This is a genomic window from Bradyrhizobium sp. Ses1, from assembly GCF_059512365.1.
In genome coordinates this window covers 172107-188986 of the sequence record NZ_JCAMOQ010000005.1, presented here as the reverse complement: position 1 = coordinate 188986, position 16880 = coordinate 172107, and the positions used below count along the sequence as shown (strand labels likewise).

The 16880-nt window shown below is 64.1% G+C and carries 14 protein-coding genes; 6 read left to right on the top strand and 8 right to left on the bottom strand.

Annotation, left to right across the window (positions count from 1 at the left end):
- Nucleotides 1-72: 72 nt before the first annotated feature.
- Both AC5ZG5_RS09180 and eno read right to left on the bottom strand, forming a co-directional pair.
- Nucleotides 73-2919, bottom strand: a complete 2847-nt coding sequence (locus AC5ZG5_RS09180) for a glycoside hydrolase family 113 (RefSeq protein ID WP_456644383.1) — start codon at nucleotides 2917-2919, stop codon at nucleotides 73-75.
- Between the two features lie 209 nt (nucleotides 2920-3128).
- Nucleotides 3129-4412: a phosphopyruvate hydratase gene (gene eno / locus AC5ZG5_RS09175; protein ID WP_456644384.1), complete on the bottom strand. Its 1284-nt coding sequence runs from the start codon at nucleotides 4410-4412 to the stop codon at nucleotides 3129-3131.
- 167 nt (nucleotides 4413-4579) lie between these two features.
- On the opposite strand from eno, the gene AC5ZG5_RS09170 reads away from it, so the two are divergent.
- Both AC5ZG5_RS09170 and queF read left to right on the top strand, forming a co-directional pair.
- Nucleotides 4580-5581: a Vgb family protein gene (locus AC5ZG5_RS09170; protein WP_456644385.1), complete on the top strand. Its 1002-nt coding sequence runs from the start codon at nucleotides 4580-4582 to the stop codon at nucleotides 5579-5581.
- A gap of 113 nt (nucleotides 5582-5694) precedes the next feature.
- Nucleotides 5695-6147, top strand: a complete 453-nt coding sequence (gene queF, locus AC5ZG5_RS09165; RefSeq protein ID WP_027579121.1) for a preQ(1) synthase — start codon at nucleotides 5695-5697, stop codon at nucleotides 6145-6147.
- A gap of 103 nt (nucleotides 6148-6250) precedes the next feature.
- On the opposite strand, the gene AC5ZG5_RS09160 is transcribed toward queF, so the two are convergent.
- From AC5ZG5_RS09160 to tpiA, 6 genes are all read right to left on the bottom strand, one after another.
- On the bottom strand, nucleotides 6251-7459 hold the full coding sequence (locus AC5ZG5_RS09160) for an MFS transporter (protein WP_456644386.1): 1209 nt from the start codon (nucleotides 7457-7459) through the stop codon (nucleotides 6251-6253).
- Between the two features lie 19 nt (nucleotides 7460-7478).
- Nucleotides 7479-8330: a 3-deoxy-8-phosphooctulonate synthase gene (kdsA, locus tag AC5ZG5_RS09155; protein ID WP_456644387.1), complete on the bottom strand. Its 852-nt coding sequence runs from the start codon at nucleotides 8328-8330 to the stop codon at nucleotides 7479-7481.
- 95 nt (nucleotides 8331-8425) lie between these two features.
- Complete coding sequence (locus AC5ZG5_RS09150; RefSeq protein ID WP_456644388.1) at nucleotides 8426-8752, bottom strand: NIPSNAP family protein; 327 nt, start codon at nucleotides 8750-8752, stop codon at nucleotides 8426-8428.
- 229 nt (nucleotides 8753-8981) lie between these two features.
- The gene (gene pyrG, locus AC5ZG5_RS09145) at nucleotides 8982-10613 is read right to left on the bottom strand and encodes a CTP synthase (RefSeq protein ID WP_130230370.1); all 1632 of its coding nucleotides are present in this window, start codon (nucleotides 10611-10613) and stop codon (nucleotides 8982-8984) included.
- A 168-nt stretch (nucleotides 10614-10781) separates the two neighbouring features.
- Nucleotides 10782-11177: a preprotein translocase subunit SecG gene (secG, locus tag AC5ZG5_RS09140; RefSeq protein WP_456644389.1), complete on the bottom strand. Its 396-nt coding sequence runs from the start codon at nucleotides 11175-11177 to the stop codon at nucleotides 10782-10784.
- Between the two features lie 132 nt (nucleotides 11178-11309).
- Nucleotides 11310-12065, bottom strand: coding sequence for a triose-phosphate isomerase (tpiA, locus tag AC5ZG5_RS09135; protein WP_456644390.1), 756 nt, complete (start codon nucleotides 12063-12065; stop codon nucleotides 11310-11312).
- Nucleotides 12066-12376: 311 nt separating this feature from the next.
- Here tpiA and AC5ZG5_RS09130 point away from each other — a divergent pair, with 311 nt between their 5' ends.
- From AC5ZG5_RS09130 to moaC, 4 genes are all read left to right on the top strand, one after another.
- A complete protein-coding gene (locus AC5ZG5_RS09130; protein WP_456644391.1) occupies nucleotides 12377-14278 on the top strand; it encodes a peptidylprolyl isomerase in 1902 nt (633 codons plus the stop codon).
- A 133-nt stretch (nucleotides 14279-14411) separates the two neighbouring features.
- Nucleotides 14412-15425, top strand: a complete 1014-nt coding sequence (gene trpD / locus AC5ZG5_RS09125; RefSeq protein WP_456644392.1) for an anthranilate phosphoribosyltransferase — start codon at nucleotides 14412-14414, stop codon at nucleotides 15423-15425.
- A 68-nt stretch (nucleotides 15426-15493) separates the two neighbouring features.
- Nucleotides 15494-16315 (top strand): indole-3-glycerol phosphate synthase TrpC, encoded by an 822-nt coding sequence (trpC, locus tag AC5ZG5_RS09120; protein WP_456644393.1) that lies wholly within the window; start codon nucleotides 15494-15496, stop codon nucleotides 16313-16315.
- A 4-nt stretch (nucleotides 16316-16319) separates the two neighbouring features.
- A complete protein-coding gene (gene moaC, locus AC5ZG5_RS09115; protein WP_028167519.1) occupies nucleotides 16320-16823 on the top strand; it encodes a cyclic pyranopterin monophosphate synthase MoaC in 504 nt (167 codons plus the stop codon).
- Nucleotides 16824-16880: the final 57 nt, after the last annotated feature.

The following is a 16880-nucleotide window of genomic DNA, read 5'->3' as shown; positions in this document are numbered from 1 at the left end:
CTTGCCTGTTGTCCGGCCGCCTTCAGTTAGGCGGGGCGGCCGCAACAAACAAGGGCCCGAAAGAGGCGTCTGTCAGACGATCAGGAGATCATGCTGCGTGAGCGGTGCCGTGACGCCGGTCAGCGTGATCGAGGCGTCATGGCCGAGATCGATGACGGTGTCGTGCCCAACAAGGTGGACTGCGAGGTGCGAGACGTCGCTGGCGACCGAGGAATCGATCTGCAGGACATCGTGGCCGGGCCCCTCGCCCGCTCTGAAATGGTTGATGACGTCGTGACCCGAGGCTTCCTTGAAGACGAAGGTGTCGCCACCGGCGCTGTTCATGATATCCTTGCCGGCGGTCGAGGCCAGGGTGACGCCTGGCACGGCAGCGGACATCGTGTGCGAGCCGTCGTTGTTGTCGTAGGTGGTCGCGAGCCGGTGCCCCGCGGTGTCGAGAAGGTCATGCTTGGCCGAATAAGCCTGGCTCTGGATTTGGTAGGTATCGACCTCGCGGGTGCCGTCGGCGTGCCGCGTGGTCTGCACCGTCAGCCCGCCGTCGGGGTCATAGTTCGACTGGACGTAGCTGCCGTCGGTCTGAGTCACCGTTTGCAGGGTCACGTGCCCGGCAGTGTCATAGAGATCGAGCGTCTTGACGCCCGCGGCATCCACCATCTGCTTCAGCCAAAGCGAGCCGTCGTCACGGAACTGTTCCACCAAAAGGCTGTGGCCGGCGGCGTCACTAAGAACATGCTGCGACGCATAGGGCTTGTCGACGAAATTGAAATTGAAGACATCACGTGAGCCGTCGGCATGACGCAAGATCTCCGCGGCCAGGCTGCCGTCCGCCGCGTAGGTCGACTGTTGGTAGGCCCCATCGGTCTGCGTCACCGTCTCCTCGACAAGGTGCATGCTGGCATCGTACCGATCCAGCGTCCTGACGCCGTTCATGTCGATGCTTTGTGTCAAGAGCAGCGATCCATCAGTGCGGAACTGCTCGATCAGGATGCTGTGGCCCGACGTGTCGGTCACGACATGCTGCGAGGCGTAGTCCTTGTCGGCAACGCCCGAAATAAAGATATCGCGCGAACCGTCGGTGTGACGGATGGTCTCGGTGGTCTGCGACCCCGTGACATCGAGCGTCCGCGTTTCCTGCACGCCGGCCAGGGCTGCCAGCATCGTGCTGGTGACGACCGTGGTGTCGGCAAATTTCAGGTACTCGACGTTGGTCAGACGATCGGCGCCGTCGCGGTCGGCGACATGGTCGTTGACCGTGATCGTGTTGCCGGAGACGGCGATGTCGTAGTCCGACCTCTTGCCGGAGAACAGCGCGGTATCCAGGCCCTCACCACCGTCGACGACGTCGTTGCCAGCGCCCCCGCTGATGTAATCATTGCCGGCGCCCCCATCGATCACATCGTTATCGGTGGTGCCGCCGAGGAACCAGTCCTGGTGGTTGGTGGTATCGAAGTGGATCATGCGTACGTAGAGATCGAACGTTCCCGGCGCGCTGGCATTGGTGGCATCGCTCGGGCTGACGGCGATGCCGTTGATCGAGACGTTCTTCAGGTGCAGGGCTCGCCCCGGCGTCGAATTCACGAGTTCGATGTCGAGGCTGTGGACGGTGCCCGGATTGTTGAAGGTGACGGAAAAAGTCTGGTAGCCGGATGCGTCCGCCGCCGGCTTGAACTCGAAAATGCCGGACACGAGTTGGCCATTGACCCAGACCCGCACCTGCGCGCCGACACCCGCCACCATCGAGCCATAACCCGTCATGGTAAGCGTCGTGGTCTGCGACGGCGCAATCGTGGTCGGACCGCCGACAATAATGTCGTTCCCTGCCCCACCATGGATCACGTCATTGCCGAGTGCGGCATTGATGTTGTCGCTGCCGCGACCGAGGTCGATAATGTCGGCGGCAGGCGTTCCGGTGACGGTGAGATCGGGAATAAAACCCTGGTCATGAAAATATTGCGAGACGATGGAAGCCGAGGGCTTCCCCATCACGGAATAGCCCGCGGCCGAATATTGATTGCTGAGGTCCCACTGCCAGAGCTCGACACCCTTGAGCCAGCTTCCGCCTTGTGAGGCCCAGACCTGGAAGAACGCGTTGTAGGCGTCGGCCTGCGCGGCCGGATCCGGATCCCCGCCGGAGGCCCAGGACCCCGGAGCGATCGCGGTGCCCTCGATGCTGCGATAGCCGGCTTCGGTCATCAGAACCGGCTTGTCATATTGCAGCGCGAGCGAATGGAGGAAATCGACCGGTGATTTGTAGTCGAACGCGGCGGCGAAATACGGATTGGTCGGCACCTCGTTCCAAGCGTGAACGAGATCGTCCACTGTCGGCGTCGTGCTCGACGTCAGCGGCGGATAGGTGTTGACACCGATGACGTCGAGTTGGTCCCAGAAGCTGACATGCGATGCTTCGTCGGTCGCGGCCGCGTAGGTTATCTCGCCGTGAAACACCAGGCGAACGGCGGAGATGATGTCGACCCAATAGGCGCGGTATTGCGGGCCCGTGAGGCTACTCATCTCGTTGCCAATCACAAATGTATCGACCCCGCCAGCTTGCGCGATGGTCGCGAGGTGGACGACCTCCGCCTTGTAGGAAGCGAAGAAGGCACCGACGTCGCTCGGCGCAAGGCTCGATACACGAGTTCCATCAAGGGGGGAAAGCGAGGGCCGGAACACGATGGAGAGTCCCGCGTCACGCGCTGCCTGAAAGCCCGCGAGCAGACTCTGATCGCCTTCCGTCTTGCCGGATACCGGGAAAACCGAACTGCTGGCCCCGTTGTCAGTCCAGATCCGCGTCGAGAGCAAAATGGAGTTTGAGCCAATCGACGCGATGGATTGAAACGCCTGCCTTGCCGATGCGGCCGAGAGCTGTCCACCCCACTCGGAGAGCGCACCGAAACCTTGGATGTCGAACAAAGTCGCCACGCGAAAACTCCATCGTTGCTCGGATGGGTTTGCCGCGAAGCAATTACGTTCGTCTTAAACAGCTTGAGCGCTTTCGTAGGAAACGCCTGCAAAATTCGAATTCGGCTCGCGCGACGGTGATTTCGTCGCGCGAGGAGTTCCGATATTGGAACAGACTCGCGGGAACAGACCCGCGTCCGTGATCGGGCGCGTATTCGACGCGACGAGCGCTATGCCAACGCCTTGAAGGCCGCCCTGCCCGCGTACTTCGCCTGCTTGCCGAGCTGCTGCTCGATGCGCAAGAGCTGATTGTACTTCGCGGTCCGGTCGGAGCGCGCCAGCGAGCCGGTCTTGATCTGTCCGCAATTTGTAGCGACCGCGAGATCGGCGATGGTGGAGTCTTCCGTCTCGCCGGAACGGTGCGACATCACCGAGGTGTACGCGGCCTTGTTCGCCATCTCGATCGCGGCAAGCGTCTCCGTGAGCGTGCCGATCTGGTTCACCTTGATCAGGATCGAGTTGGCGCGACCATTCTTGATGCCGTCGGCAAGCCGCGTCACATTGGTGACGAAGAGATCGTCGCCGACGAGCTGGCACTTGCCGCCGATCAGATCGGTCAGCTCCTTCCAGCCCTCCATGTCGTCTTCGGACATGCCGTCCTCGATGGTGACGATCGGATAGCGCGAAACCAGATCGGCGAGATATTTCGCCTGCTCGGAGCGCGAGCGCGTCTTGTTCTCGCCGCCATAGACGTACTTGCCGTCCTTGAAGAATTCGGTGGAGGCGCAGTCGAGCCCGAGCATGACGTCATCGCCGGCCTTGTAGCCGGCCTTGCCGATCGCATTGACGATGAAATCCAGCGCAGCGTCCGCGGTCGGCAGGTTCGGCGCGAAGCCGCCCTCGTCGCCGACATTGGTGTTGTGGCCGGCCTTCTTCAATTCGCCGCGCAGCGTGTGGAAGATTTCCGAGCCGCAGCGCAGCGCGTCGGCGAAGGTTTCCACGCCGACCGGCAGGATCATGAATTCCTGGAAGTCGATCGGGTTGTCGGCATGCACGCCGCCATTGATGATGTTCATCATCGGCACTGGCAAGGTCCGCGCCGAGGTGCCGCCGACATAACGATAGAGCGGCATGTCGAAGGATTCGGCGGCCGCCTTGGCGCAGGCGAGCGAGACGCCGAGGATGGCGTTGGCACCAAGCCGGCTCTTGTTCGGCGTGCCGTCGAGCTCGATCATGATCTGGTCGATCCGGACCTGGTCCTCGACCGCGTGGTCGCTGAGCGCCTCGAATATCTCGCCGTTGACGGCGCCGATCGCCTTCTGCACGCCCTTGCCGAGATAGCGCGCCTTGTCGCCGTCGCGCAGCTCGACGGCCTCATGCGCCCCGGTGGAGGCGCCCGACGGCACCGCGGCGCGGCCCACCGCACCGTCTTCCAGCACCACATCGACCTCGACCGTGGGATTGCCGCGGCTGTCGAGAATTTCGCGGCCGATGATGTCGACGATAGCGGTCATGATGTGCACTTCCTCAGGTGTGGTTCTGGTCGGATGCGCTGCGTCATACACGGCAAGCAGGCAAATGTGAACGCTCACGCTTTGGCACGCATCTGACGCGGCAATGTGGTAGGTTTATGCTGATCTTCGCGTTTCAACCCATTGTTTCACAAAGCCGGGGTAACGCAATGAATCGTCGCAAGTTTCTCGCTTCGAGCGCCGCCGCAATCTTGGCCACGCCCACAGTATTGCGCGGGGCCCGCGCCCAAGAGCCTCAGGCGGGCGCGTTCCCCGTGAAATATTTCCCGGTAGCCCGCGGGATGGGTTCGCGCGACGTCACGCCCGCCCCTGACGGCACGATCTGGTTCTGCGGACAACGCAATGGGAAGCTCGGCCGACTCGATCCGCGGAACGGCGCCTACAAGCTGATCGATCTCGGACAGGGCGCCGCACCTCACGGGGTCATCCTCGGCCCGGATGGCGCGCCATGGATCACCGAAGGTGGACAGAATGCGATCGCCCGTGTCGACCCCGACGATCACAAAGTGAGGCTGTTTCCGCTGCCCGAAAAATTCGCCTATGCCAACCTCAATACCGGCGTGTTCGATAAAAGCGGAATCTACTGGTTCACCGGTCAGTCCGGCTACTATGGCCGGCTCGATCCCGAATCCGGTGAGATGAAGGTATTCGAGGCGCCGAGAGGCGTCGGCCCCTACGGCATCACGGTCACGCCGAAGGGCGATGTCTGGTACGCCTCGCTCGCAGGGAGCCACATCGCCCGGATCGATCTCGCCACAGGGCGAGCGAGCGTGGTCGAGCCGCCGACGCCCAAGCAAGGCGCGCGGCGGATCTGGTCGGATTCACGGAGCCGCCTGTGGATCAGCGAATGGAACAGCGGCCAGGTGTCGATGCACGATCCCGCCGACGGCGCCTGGAAGGCCTGGAAACTGCCGGGCGAGAATCCGCGCACCTATGCGGTCTATGTCGATGACAAGGACAAGGTCTGGCTCACCGATTTCTCCGCGAACGCGATCGTGCGCTTCGATCCGGTGACGGAGACGTTTCGCTCGTTCCCGAACGACAAGCCCGGCGCGAATGTGCGGCAGCTCGACGGCCGGCCGGGCGAGACGTGGGGCGGCGAATCCGGCAACGACCGTCTCGTCATGATTCAAACGACGGCGCCGGCATAGGACGCAAACCTGCCGGTGCTCGTCGGCGATCTGACGCGCTTGCGCCCTCCCCTTGACGGTTGACGAACAACCCCGCTTGCGTCCATGTCAGCGCTCCCCGAAGGACAGATTTCATGGCGCAACGACCCCTGCAGCTCGGCCGTGCCGTCAAATGGCCCGACACTCCGGACAAGGCCGTGCTCGACCGCGTTCCCAATCCGCAGGCAGGCACCGATTACCTGGTGCGGTTCGCCGTGCCGGAATTCACCTCGATCTGCCCGGTGACGGGCCAGCCGGATTTCGCGCATCTGGTGATCGACTACGTGCCGGGCCGCTGGCTGCTCGAGTCCAAATCGCTGAAGCTCTACGCCGCGAGCTTCCGCAATCACGGCGCCTTCCATGAGGACTGCACGGTGATGATCGGCAAGCGGATCGCAAGCGAGATCAAGCCGAAATGGCTCCGCATCGGCGGCTACTGGTATCCGCGCGGCGGCATTCCGATCGACGTATTCTTCCAGACCGGCCGTCTGCCCAAAGGCGTGTGGGTCCCCGACCAGGGCGTCGCGCCCTATCGCGGGCGGGGCTGAATCGGGACTGTCTCCGCGCAATAGCTCGGACTCCCTCTGCCGCTTGTGGGAGAGGGAGCGCAGCATCCATCGCCGATGCAATTCGACCTGATCTCATCATGCTCTACGCCGCGACGTCAGGGCGCCCCGCGGCGTCCGCCGGAATCCTCTGCTTCAGCAATTTGGCGCAGGCCAGTCCCAGCGCGATCATGATTGCCGCTGATGTGAGCAAGGTCGGCACCTTGCCGGCATGCGCGAGGCCGAAGCCATAGGCGATTGGGCCCACGGTCTGGCCCATGAAGAAAAAGAACGAATGCAGGGACATCGCGGTCGCGCGCGCCTCCACCGACAGCTCGCTGGCGAATACCTGCAGGCAGCCATGGATCATGTAGAAGCCCCAGCCCATCGCTAGCAGGCTCAGCGCCTGCATCTTCCAGCCGGGACTGAACGCGACGGCCACTAGCTGGACGGCGACCAGCGTCGCGCCTGCGATCATCATGCCGTTGACGCCGAGCCGTGGCAGAAAGCGCGACACAGTCATGGTGTAGAACAGGCCGCCCACCGCAAACCCCGCGATGACGATGCCTGCGATCGACAGCGAGGTTTCACCGAGATCGAACAGGAACGACGCCACAAACGGAAAAAGGCCGAGCACGCAGCAGCCCTCGATGAACACAGCCGAATAGCAGATGGGCGCGTTCGGATTGGTGAAGATGGTGCGGTAGCCCTGCTTCAAAGCGGAAAAGCTCGTCTTGGGCGGATGCGCGAGCTTCGCGCCACGGAAGCCGGCGAGCACCGCAAGCGAAGCTAGAACGACGAGGGCGCCGAGCACGGCGAGCACGCCGCGCCAGCCGAGAAAATCGCCGATCAGGCCGGAGGCCGAAGCGCCCAGCAGGTTGCCGGTCATGGCGCCCGCAAGCGTCCGCCCGATTGCGACCTGCCGCTTGTCGGGCGCCACGAGATCGCTGGTCAGGCCGAGCGCGACCGGAAACACGCCGCCGGAGCCGATGCCGGCGAGGATGCGAGTGGCGAACAGCATCGAGAAGGATGTCGACAGCGCGCCGAGAATGTTGGCGAGCCCGAGCAGCACGAGACAGATGATCATCAGCCGCGCCTTGCCGAACAGGTCGGCGGCGGCGCCCAGCAGCGGTTGGACGATGGCGAAGGTGAAGGCGAACACCGCGGCAAAACTTGCGGCGGTGGCGATGCTGACGCTGAAGTCGTCGGCGACATGCGGAAGCACCGGATCGAGCGCACGCGCCGAAAGACTCGCGGCAAAGGTCGCGATCGCAATGATGTTGAGCGCCGGCGGCAGGCGGCCAGTTGCGGTCACGCGTTTCGCACCCGCCCGCTCAACGCGCCGCCTCCTTGGCCAGCGCGTCGAATTGCATCAGCGTCCTGACCAGCCCCTCGAACTCGCGGAGCGGCACCATGTTTGGCCCGTCGGATGGGGCGCGATCGGGATCGGGATGGGTCTCGATGAAGACGCCGGCAACGCCGACCGCAACGGCCGCGCGCGCCAGCACGGGCACGAATTCGCGCTCGCCGCCCGAGGATGCCCCCTTCCCGCCCGGTTGCTGCACCGAATGGGTGGCGTCAAAGATAACAGGCGCGCCGGTGGTGCGCGCGAGGATCGGCAGCGCGCGCATGTCGGAGACCAGCGTGTTGTAGCCAAAGGACGCGCCGCGCTCGGTCACCAGCACGTTCGGGTTGTCGGCGCTAGTGAGTTTTGCAACCACATTGGCCATGTCCCACGGCGCGAGGAACTGGCCTTTCTTGACGTTGACGACCTTTCCGGTTGCGGCGGCCGCAAGCAGCAGATCGGTCTGCCGGCAGAGGAAGGCCGGAATCTGCAGCACGTCGACCGCCGGCGCAACCTCCGCGCATTGCGCGGGCTCGTGCACGTCGGTCAGGACAGGCAGGCCGAGCGAGGAGCGGATCTCGGCAAAGATCGGCAGCGCCTGCGCCAGCCCGATGCCGCGCGCGGCGGATGCGCTGGTGCGGTTGGCCTTGTCGAAAGACGTCTTGTAGACGAGCCCAACTTTCAGCCGACCTGCAATCTCCTTCAGCGCGCTGGCTACCTCCAGCGCATGCGCCCGGCTCTCGAGCTGGCACGGCCCGGCGATGATTGAGATCGGCAGATCGTTGCCGAACTTGACCGGGCCGACATTGACGATCGGGGCCGCCGAGGTCTTGGCGTTCAACGGTGTGTCCTTTCAATTTCGCGCGGACCATGCCGATCCGCGACACCAGGATCAACCCCGTATTGCCCCCGGGAATATCAGGGTTGCACTGAGCCTCACTTCAGCGCGGAGAATGTGGTCGGCACCAGCAACTGGTTGACGATATTGCCGACGATCTGACCATCCTCTTCGGTCTTGGCCCGCGCCGAAATCCATTCCGGATCGCTCTGGAACGCGGTCCATTTCTTCTCGCGATCGGCAAGCGATTCCCAAGCCAGCAGATAGGTCAGTTCCTGGTTGGATTCGCCGACCAGCGTGGTGAAGAACCCGACCTGCTTGATGCCATGCTTCTCCCACAGCTTGAGCGTGATGGTATCGAAGCGCTTGAGCAGCGCCGGCAGCCGGCCCGGCAGGCAGCGATAGACGCGGGTCTCATAGATCATTCGGCAGTCCTCCCTATTCTTGTGTGCTTGGCGTGGCAGTTATAGCCGCTACCAGGAAGACTGTCTTGATCGGGCCATGCACGCCCCGCAGCGGCGCGCGCATAACTATGCCACCCTACGCCTGTCATTCGGGGGCGCGCGCTGCGCGAGCCCGGAATCCATTTGTCCATGTAATCTGAGGCCCGATAGATTCCGGGCCTGCGCCTTCGGCGCATCCCGGAATGACGGCCTAGACCAGCCGCGATTGCGCCATCGCCGCCTGGATGAACGAGGCAAAGAGCGGGTGCGGCTCGAACGGGCGCGACTTCAATTCGGGGTGGAATTGCACACCGATGAACCAGGGATGGTCCTCGTATTCGACGATCTCAGGCAGCACGCCGTCGGGTGACAGGCCCGAGAAGCGCAGGCCGTGCTGCTCGAGCCGGTCCTTGTAAGCGGTATTGACCTCGTAGCGGTGGCGATGGCGCTCGGAAATTTCGGTGGCGCCGCCATAGACTTCGGAGACGCGGCTGCCGCGCTTGAGGACCGCCGGGTACGCGCCAAGCCGCATGGTGCCGCCGAGATCGCCAGCCTGCGACCGCCTCTCCAGTTCGTTGCCGCGCAGCCATTCCGTCATCAGGCCGACGAGCGGTTCGGGCGTCGGGCCGAATTCGGTGGAATTGGCCTGCTCGATGCCGACCAGATTGCGCGCGGCCTCGATCACCGCCATCTGCATGCCGAAGCAGATGCCGAAATACGGCACGTCGCGCTCGCGGGCGAATTGCGCCGCCCGGATCTTGCCTTCCGCGCCGCGCTGGCCGAAGCCGCCGGGCACCAGGATGCCGTTGACGTGCTCGAGGAACGGCGCGGGGTCCTCGTTCTCGAACACCTCGCTCTCGATCCAGTCGAGATTGACCTTGACCTTGTTGGCGATGCCGCCGTGGGAGAGCGCCTCGATCAGCGACTTATAGGCATCCTTCATCCCGGTATATTTGCCGACGATCGCGATCGTCACGGCGCCCTCGGGATTGCGGACGCGCTCGTTGATGACGTGCCAGCTCTGCAGCGCCGGTGGAATCTTCGGCGCGATCCCGAACGCGGCCAGCACCTCGTCGTCGAGGCCGGCGGCGTGATAGGCCTCAGGCACGGCATAGATGTTGTCGACGTCGCGCGCCTCGATCACGGCACTTTCGCGCACGTTGCAGAACAGCCCGAGCTTGCGCCGCTCCTCCTTCGGAATCTCGCGGTCGGTGCGGCAGAGCAGGATATCCGGCTGGATGCCGATCGAGCGCAATTCCTTCACCGAATGCTGGGTCGGCTTTGTCTTGAGCTCGCCTGCACTTGGGATGTACGGCAAAAGCGTCAGATGAATGTAGACCGCATGATCGCGCGGCAATTCATTCTTGAGCTGACGGATCGCCTCGAAGAACGGCAGGCCCTCAATGTCGCCCACCGTGCCGCCGATCTCGACCAGGACGAAATCATAGGCGTCGTTGCCGTCGAGCACGAATTCCTTGATCGCGTTGGTGACGTGCGGGACCACCTGGATGGTGGCGCCGAGATAATCGCCGCGCCGTTCCTTCGATATGATGTCCTGGTAGATGCGTCCCGTGGTGATGTTGTCGGCCTTGGTCGCCGGCCGTCCGGTGAAGCGCTCGTAATGGCCGAGATCGAGATCGGTCTCGGCGCCGTCGTCGGTCACGAACACTTCGCCGTGCTGGTACGGCGACATCGTTCCGGGATCGAGGTTGAGATAAGGATCGAGCTTGCGGAGGCGGACCTTGTACCCGCGTGCCTGCAGCAGGGCACCTAGTGCCGCTGAAGCCAGACCCTTGCCGAGTGAGGAGACCACGCCGCCGGTGATGAATATGTACCGCGCCATGGGGCCTAACCTCTATCTCGACGAGGGCGATTCGCCAAAATGATTCGTGTCCTCCCGGCAAACTTGTTGCCGGGCTGTGAGTGACGTGAATTTTACTGCTTAGTCAGACCGTTAATGGCGATTCCTGACGCAGGACGCCAGTCCTGCACCCTGCATAGCCACCCCGCATTATTGCGAGCGCGGCGCCTGCGGGCCGCCGGCGGGGGCCTGCTGGCCCTGCTGTTCGTCGGCCTTCTTCAGCGAATCCAGGATGCCGCCCGAGGTCGGCGGCGTGATCGGCGCGCCGCCAGCGGGCTGCTGCGTCGGCGCCGGGGCGCCAGTGCCGAGGACCGAGGCCGGCTGGCGGCTGAGGCCGGCATGCCAGGACAGAAACAGGCTGGTCGCGAAGAACAATACCGCCAGGACCGCGGTGGTCCGCGTCAGCAGGTTCGCGGTGCCGCGGCTCGACATGAAGCCCGCGCCCCCACCCATGCCAAGGCCGCCGCCCTCGGATTTCTGCAGCAGCACGGCCCCGATCATCACGGCGACGATCATGAGGTGGATGACGATGACGACAGTCTGCATTGTGACCTTCCGTCGCAAGCCTAGAAGCGCCGGGTTCCGGCGGCTCACACGCTATCAGCGGGTTTTCCTGAAGTTGCGCGGTGTTACACGATCGGGACCGGCAACGCCACCCCAATAACCGCCGCAATCTAGCTAGGGAGCGCCCGCCGCGATCGCAAGGAAATCGGCTGCCTTCAGGCTGGCACCGCCGACCAGCGCGCCGTTGACATTGGCAACGCCCAGTAGCTCGGCCGCATTCGAGGGTTTTACGGAGCCGCCATAGAGAATCCGGACATTTACGCCCTCTCCTTTGAAGCGTTCCGTCAAGAACCGCCGGATAAACTTATGAACTTGCTCGACATCCTGCACCGTCGGGGTCAGCCCGGTACCGATCGCCCAGACCGGCTCGTAGGCGACCACCAAATTGGCCGCAGTCGAACCGTCCGGCAGCGAGCCCTTGAGCTGGGTGCCGCAGACATCCAGCGCCCGCCCGGCATCGCGCTGCTCGCGGGTCTCGCCGATGCAGACGATCGCGGTGAGGCCTGCGCGCCAGGCAGCTTCGGCCTTCTGGCGGACCAGCGCATCGGTCTCGCCATGGTCGGCGCGGCGCTCGGAATGGCCGACGATGATGGCGCTGGCGCCGGCATCCGCCAGCATTTCCGCCGAGATGTCCCCGGTATGGGCTCCGGAGGCCTTGGGATGGCAATCCTGGGCCCCGACGGCGACCTTCGAGCCGCGCGCCTTGTCGGCAAAGGCGGCAATCAAGGTCGCCGGCGGGCAGACAAGAAGATCGGCCTTGCCGGCCAGCGCGCCGGCCCCCGCCAGCATGGCGTCGAATTCGCCGATGGAGGCTTTCAGGCCGTTCATTTTCCAATTGCCGGCGATCAGCGGCCGGATGGCGTCGGTCATGGCAGGATTCCCGAGAGATGGTGGTCGACATGCGCTAGCAGAGCCCGGCTCTCACTTCCAGACCCGGCGGTCCACCGCTACAAATCGCCGCCATAGCGGGACGGCATCCGCCGTCCCGCGTTAGCTTCTTGTTTGAGCATGATCTTTCCGGAAAACCGAGGTCCACTTTTCCGGATCATGCTCTAGGTTGCGACGGCGCAGTTGCCACTTTATGATACGTTCCCAACTCGGTGACGCGCTTTAAGGAATCCGCTTATCGGATTATCCCGGGGCGCGACCCGGTTCCCCTCCTTTTCAAACAAGTTGGACCCATGCTTCGAGGAATTCGGACAGCCTCATCAAACTGGCTCGGCAAGATCGTCATGGCCGTGGTGATGGGCGTTTTGATTGTCAGTTTCGGAATCTGGGGCATCGCCGACATCTTCAAGGGGTTCGGCCAGTCGACGCTCGCCAAGGTTGGCAGCACCGAAATCTCGACCGAGCAATTCCGCCAGATCTACACCGACCGGCTGCAGCAGGTCGGCCGCCAGTTCGGCCGTCCGTTGACGCCGGACCAGGCGCGCGCCTTCGGCTTTGACCGGCAAGTGCTGCAGCAGACGATCGCGGAAGCGGCTCTTGACGAGGAGGCCCGGCGGCTTCGGCTCGGCCAGTCTCAGGAAGAGACGATGCGCTCGATCTACAATGATCCGAACTTCAAGGGGCTGAACGGCCAGTTCGAGCCGCAGCGCTTCCAGTCCGTGATCCGCCAGTTCGGCTACACCGAGCAGCGCTATCTCGCCGAGCAGCGCCGCGTCGGTCTCCGCCGCCAGATCGCCGGCACGATCGGCGCCGGCATCGAGCCGCCAAAGACCTTGATCGAGGCCTTGGTCCGCTACCAGAACGAGCAGCGCTCGATCGAGTACATCAGGCTCGACGCGGCGCAGGCCGGCACCATCGACCCGCCCTCGCCCGAGGCGCTCGCCGCCTATTTCGAGGATCACAAGGCCCAGTTCCGCGCGCCCGAATTCCGCAAGATCGCGTTCGTCGTCGTGACGCCCGAGGAGATCGGCAAGTGGACCGAGGTCTCCGACGAGGATGCCAAGAAGATATTTGAACAGCGCCGCAACCAGCTTGGCACGCCGGAGAAGCGCGAGGTATCACAGATCGTGTTTCCGAACGTGGAGGAAGCCACCGCCGCACGTGCGCGGCTGACCTCGAACACCTCGTTCGACGACCTCGCCAAGGAACGCAACCTCAATCTGTCCGACGTCGATCTCGGCATGGTCGCGAAGTCGGCGATCCTCGATCCGGCGGTTGCGGATGCGGCGTTCTCCCTGCCCTCGGGCGAAGTCAGTCAGCCGGTGCAGGGCCGCTTCGGCGTGGCGCTGGTCAAGGTCGGCAAGATCGAGCCGGGCACGACGCCGACCTATGAGAGCATGGCCGGCGAGATCAAGAAGCAGATCGCAGCCGAGCGCGCCCGCGAGAAGGTCGCCGATCTCCACAACAAGATGGAAGACGAGCGCGGCGGCGGCGCCAACCTCGTCGAGGCGGCGCAGAAGCTTGGGCTCGCGGCCGTCACCATCGACGCCGTCGACCGCTCGGGGCGCATGCCGAACGGCCAGCCCGTAGCGAACATTCCGACCGGCCTCGATGTCGTCTCGCAGGCCTTCGGCAGCGATGTCGGCGTCGACAACGAGCCGATCCAGTTCCGCGGCGGCTACGTCTGGTACGACGTGCTCGGCGTGACGCCGTCGCGCGAGCGCAGCCTCGACGAGGTGCGCGCCCAGGTCGAGGCGAAATGGCGCGAGGACCAGATCGCGACCAGGCTGCGCGAAAAGGCAACCGAGATCGTCAAGAAGGTCGAGGCCGGCGGCAAGCTCGCCGACGAAGCCTCCGCACTCGGCGTGAAGGTCGAGACTGCGGATAAATTCCGCCGCGATGCCTCGCTACCGGCCGTGCCTGAGAGCGTGGTCGCGGCTGCGTTCCGCACCGCCAAGGATGGCGTCGGTCAGGCCACGGGTACCGGTGGCGAGCGCGTCGTCTTCCGCGTCACCGACATCATCGTGCCGCCGGTCGATCTTTCCTCCGAGGAGGTGAAGAAGTTGAAAGAGGCGCTGCAGCGCGGATTGACCGACGAGCAGGTCGCGCAATACGTCAACAAGATCGAAAAAGACATCGGAACCACAATCAATCAGGCCGCCTTCGCACAGGTGACGGGCGCGAATAACAACTGAGCATGATCCGATTAGATCATTGCTCTCATCTTTTGTTTGAGCATGATCTCCGCGCAAACGCTTCGCGTTTGTCGCGAGGGAAAACCGGTTTCCACTTTTCCGGATCATGCTCTAAAATCTTCACGGGCGGGCGATGGACGACCTGAAATCGATAATTGCGAAAGTCGCCACCGGCGCAACCTTGTCACGCGACGAAGCCGCAAGCGCCTTCGACAGCATGATGTCGGGCGAAGCCACGCCCTCGCAGATGGGCGGCCTCCTGATGGCCCTGCGCGTGCGCGGCGAGACCGTCGACGAGATCACCGGCGCGGTGTCGGCAATGCGCAGCAAGATGCTGCGGGTGACCGCGCCGCCTGATGCGGTCGACGTGGTCGGCACCGGCGGCGACGGCTCCGGCTCCGTGAACGTGTCGACCTGCGCCTCGTTCATCGTGGCCGGCACGGGCGTGCCGGTCGCAAAACACGGCAACCGCGCGCTGTCGTCGCGCTCGGGCGCCGCAGACGTGCTGGCCTCGCTCGGCGTCAAGATCGATCTTACGCCGGCCCAGGTCGGCCAGTGCGTCCAGGAAGCCGGGATCGGCTTCATGTTCGCCCCCGCCCATCACCCGGCCATGAAGAATGTCGGCCCGACCCGGGTCGAGCTTGCGACCCGCACCATCTTCAACCTGCTCGGCCCGCTCTCCAATCCCGCCGGCGTCAAGAGGCAGATGGTCGGGGTGTTCTCGCGGCAATGGGTGCAGCCCTTGGCGCAGGTCCTGAAGAACCTCGGCTCGGAAGCGGCCTGGGTGGTGCACGGCTCCGACGGGCTCGACGAAATCACCCTCACCGGCCCGACCTTCGTCGCGGCGCTGGAGCGCGGCGAGATCAGAACCTTCGAAGTTTCCCCTGACGATGCTGGCTTTGGCCGCGTCGGCAGCGAGGCCTTGAAGGGCGGCGATGCCGATGCCAACGCGGTGGCGCTGCTCAGCGTGCTCAATGGCGAGCCGAGCGCCTATCGAGACGTCGCGCTGCTCAACGCCGCCGCGGCGCTGATCGTCGCCGGCCGTGCCAAAGATTTGAAGGAAGGCGTCGCGCTCGGGACCAATTCGTTGGATAGCGGTGCCGCTGCCGCGAAGCTCAAACATTTGATCGCGGTTTCCAACAGCTAGAGCATGATCCGGAAAAGTGGGAACCGGTTTTCCGAAAAGATCATGCTCATAGAGACATAGGGTCCGCGATGTCCGACATCCTGAAGAAGATCGAAGCCTATAAGCGCGAGGAGATCGCCGCAGCCAAACGCGCGCATCCGCTGCCCGAGATCGAGGCGCGCGCCAAGGCCGCATCGCCGCCGCGCGGTTTCGTGCGCGCTATCCGCGACAAGCATGCTCGCGGCGATTACGCGCTGATTTCCGAGATCAAGAAGGCCTCGCCATCGAAGGGCCTGATCCGCGTCGATTTCGATCCGCCTGTCCTGGCCAAGGCCTATGAGGCCGGCGGCGCGGCCTGCCTTTCGGTGCTGACGGATACCCCCTCGTTCCAGGGCCATCTCGACTTCATGGTCGCGGCGCGCGCGGCAACCAATCTGCCGGTGCTGCGCAAGGATTTCATGTTCGACACCTATCAGGTGGTCGAGGCCCGCGCCCACGGCGCCGACTGCATCCTGATCATCATGGCCGCGCTGGACGACGCCGCCGCCAAGGACATCGAGGACGCAGCGCTCGCGCTTCAGATGGACGTGCTGGTCGAAATCCACGACCGGGCCGAGCTCGACCGCGCGCTGAAGCTCCGCTCGCCGATGATCGGCGTCAACAACCGCAATCTCCGCACCTTCGAGACCACGCTCGCGACCAGCGAGGCCTTGGCACCGCTGATCCCGAAGGAGCGGCTGATGGTCGGCGAAAGCGGCATCTTCACGCCGGACGATCTGTCCAGGCTGGAACGCGTGGGCATGTCGACCTTCCTGGTCGGCGAGAGCCTGATGCGTCAGGCCGATGTAACAGCGGCAACCCGCGCGCTGCTCGCACGCAAAAGCGCGCCACGCGCCACCGGAACCCGTTAGAGCGATGGCGGAGAAGTCAAAGGGCGGTCCCGCCCTCACCCATATCGATGCCAGCGGTGAGGCACGCATGGTCGACGTCTCCGCCAAGCCCGCGACCGAACGCACAGCCGTCGCCGAAGGCCGCGTCATCATGAGCAAGGCGACGCTCGAGCTGATCGTCTCAGGCAATGCCAAGAAGGGCGACGTGCTCGGCACCGCGCGCATTGCCGGCATCATGGCGGCGAAACGAACCTCGGAACTGATCCCGCTCTGCCATCCGCTCGCGCTGTCGAAGGTCACGGTCGATATCGAGCCGGACGAGAAACTGCCGGGCTGCATCGTGCAGGCGACCGTCAAGGTCACCGGCCCGACTGGCGTCGAGATGGAGGCGCTGACCGCGGTCTCGGTCGCCTGCCTTACCATTTACGACATGATCAAGGCGGTGGAACGCGGCGTCCGCATCGAAGGGATCCACCTCGTCGAGAAGCAGGGCGGCAAGTCCGGCCACTATCGCGCCGCGGATCGCTGACGCGTTACGTCACGACTGCGCTGTCACGCGGCTGTGACCGGGTCACCCGGACTGCGC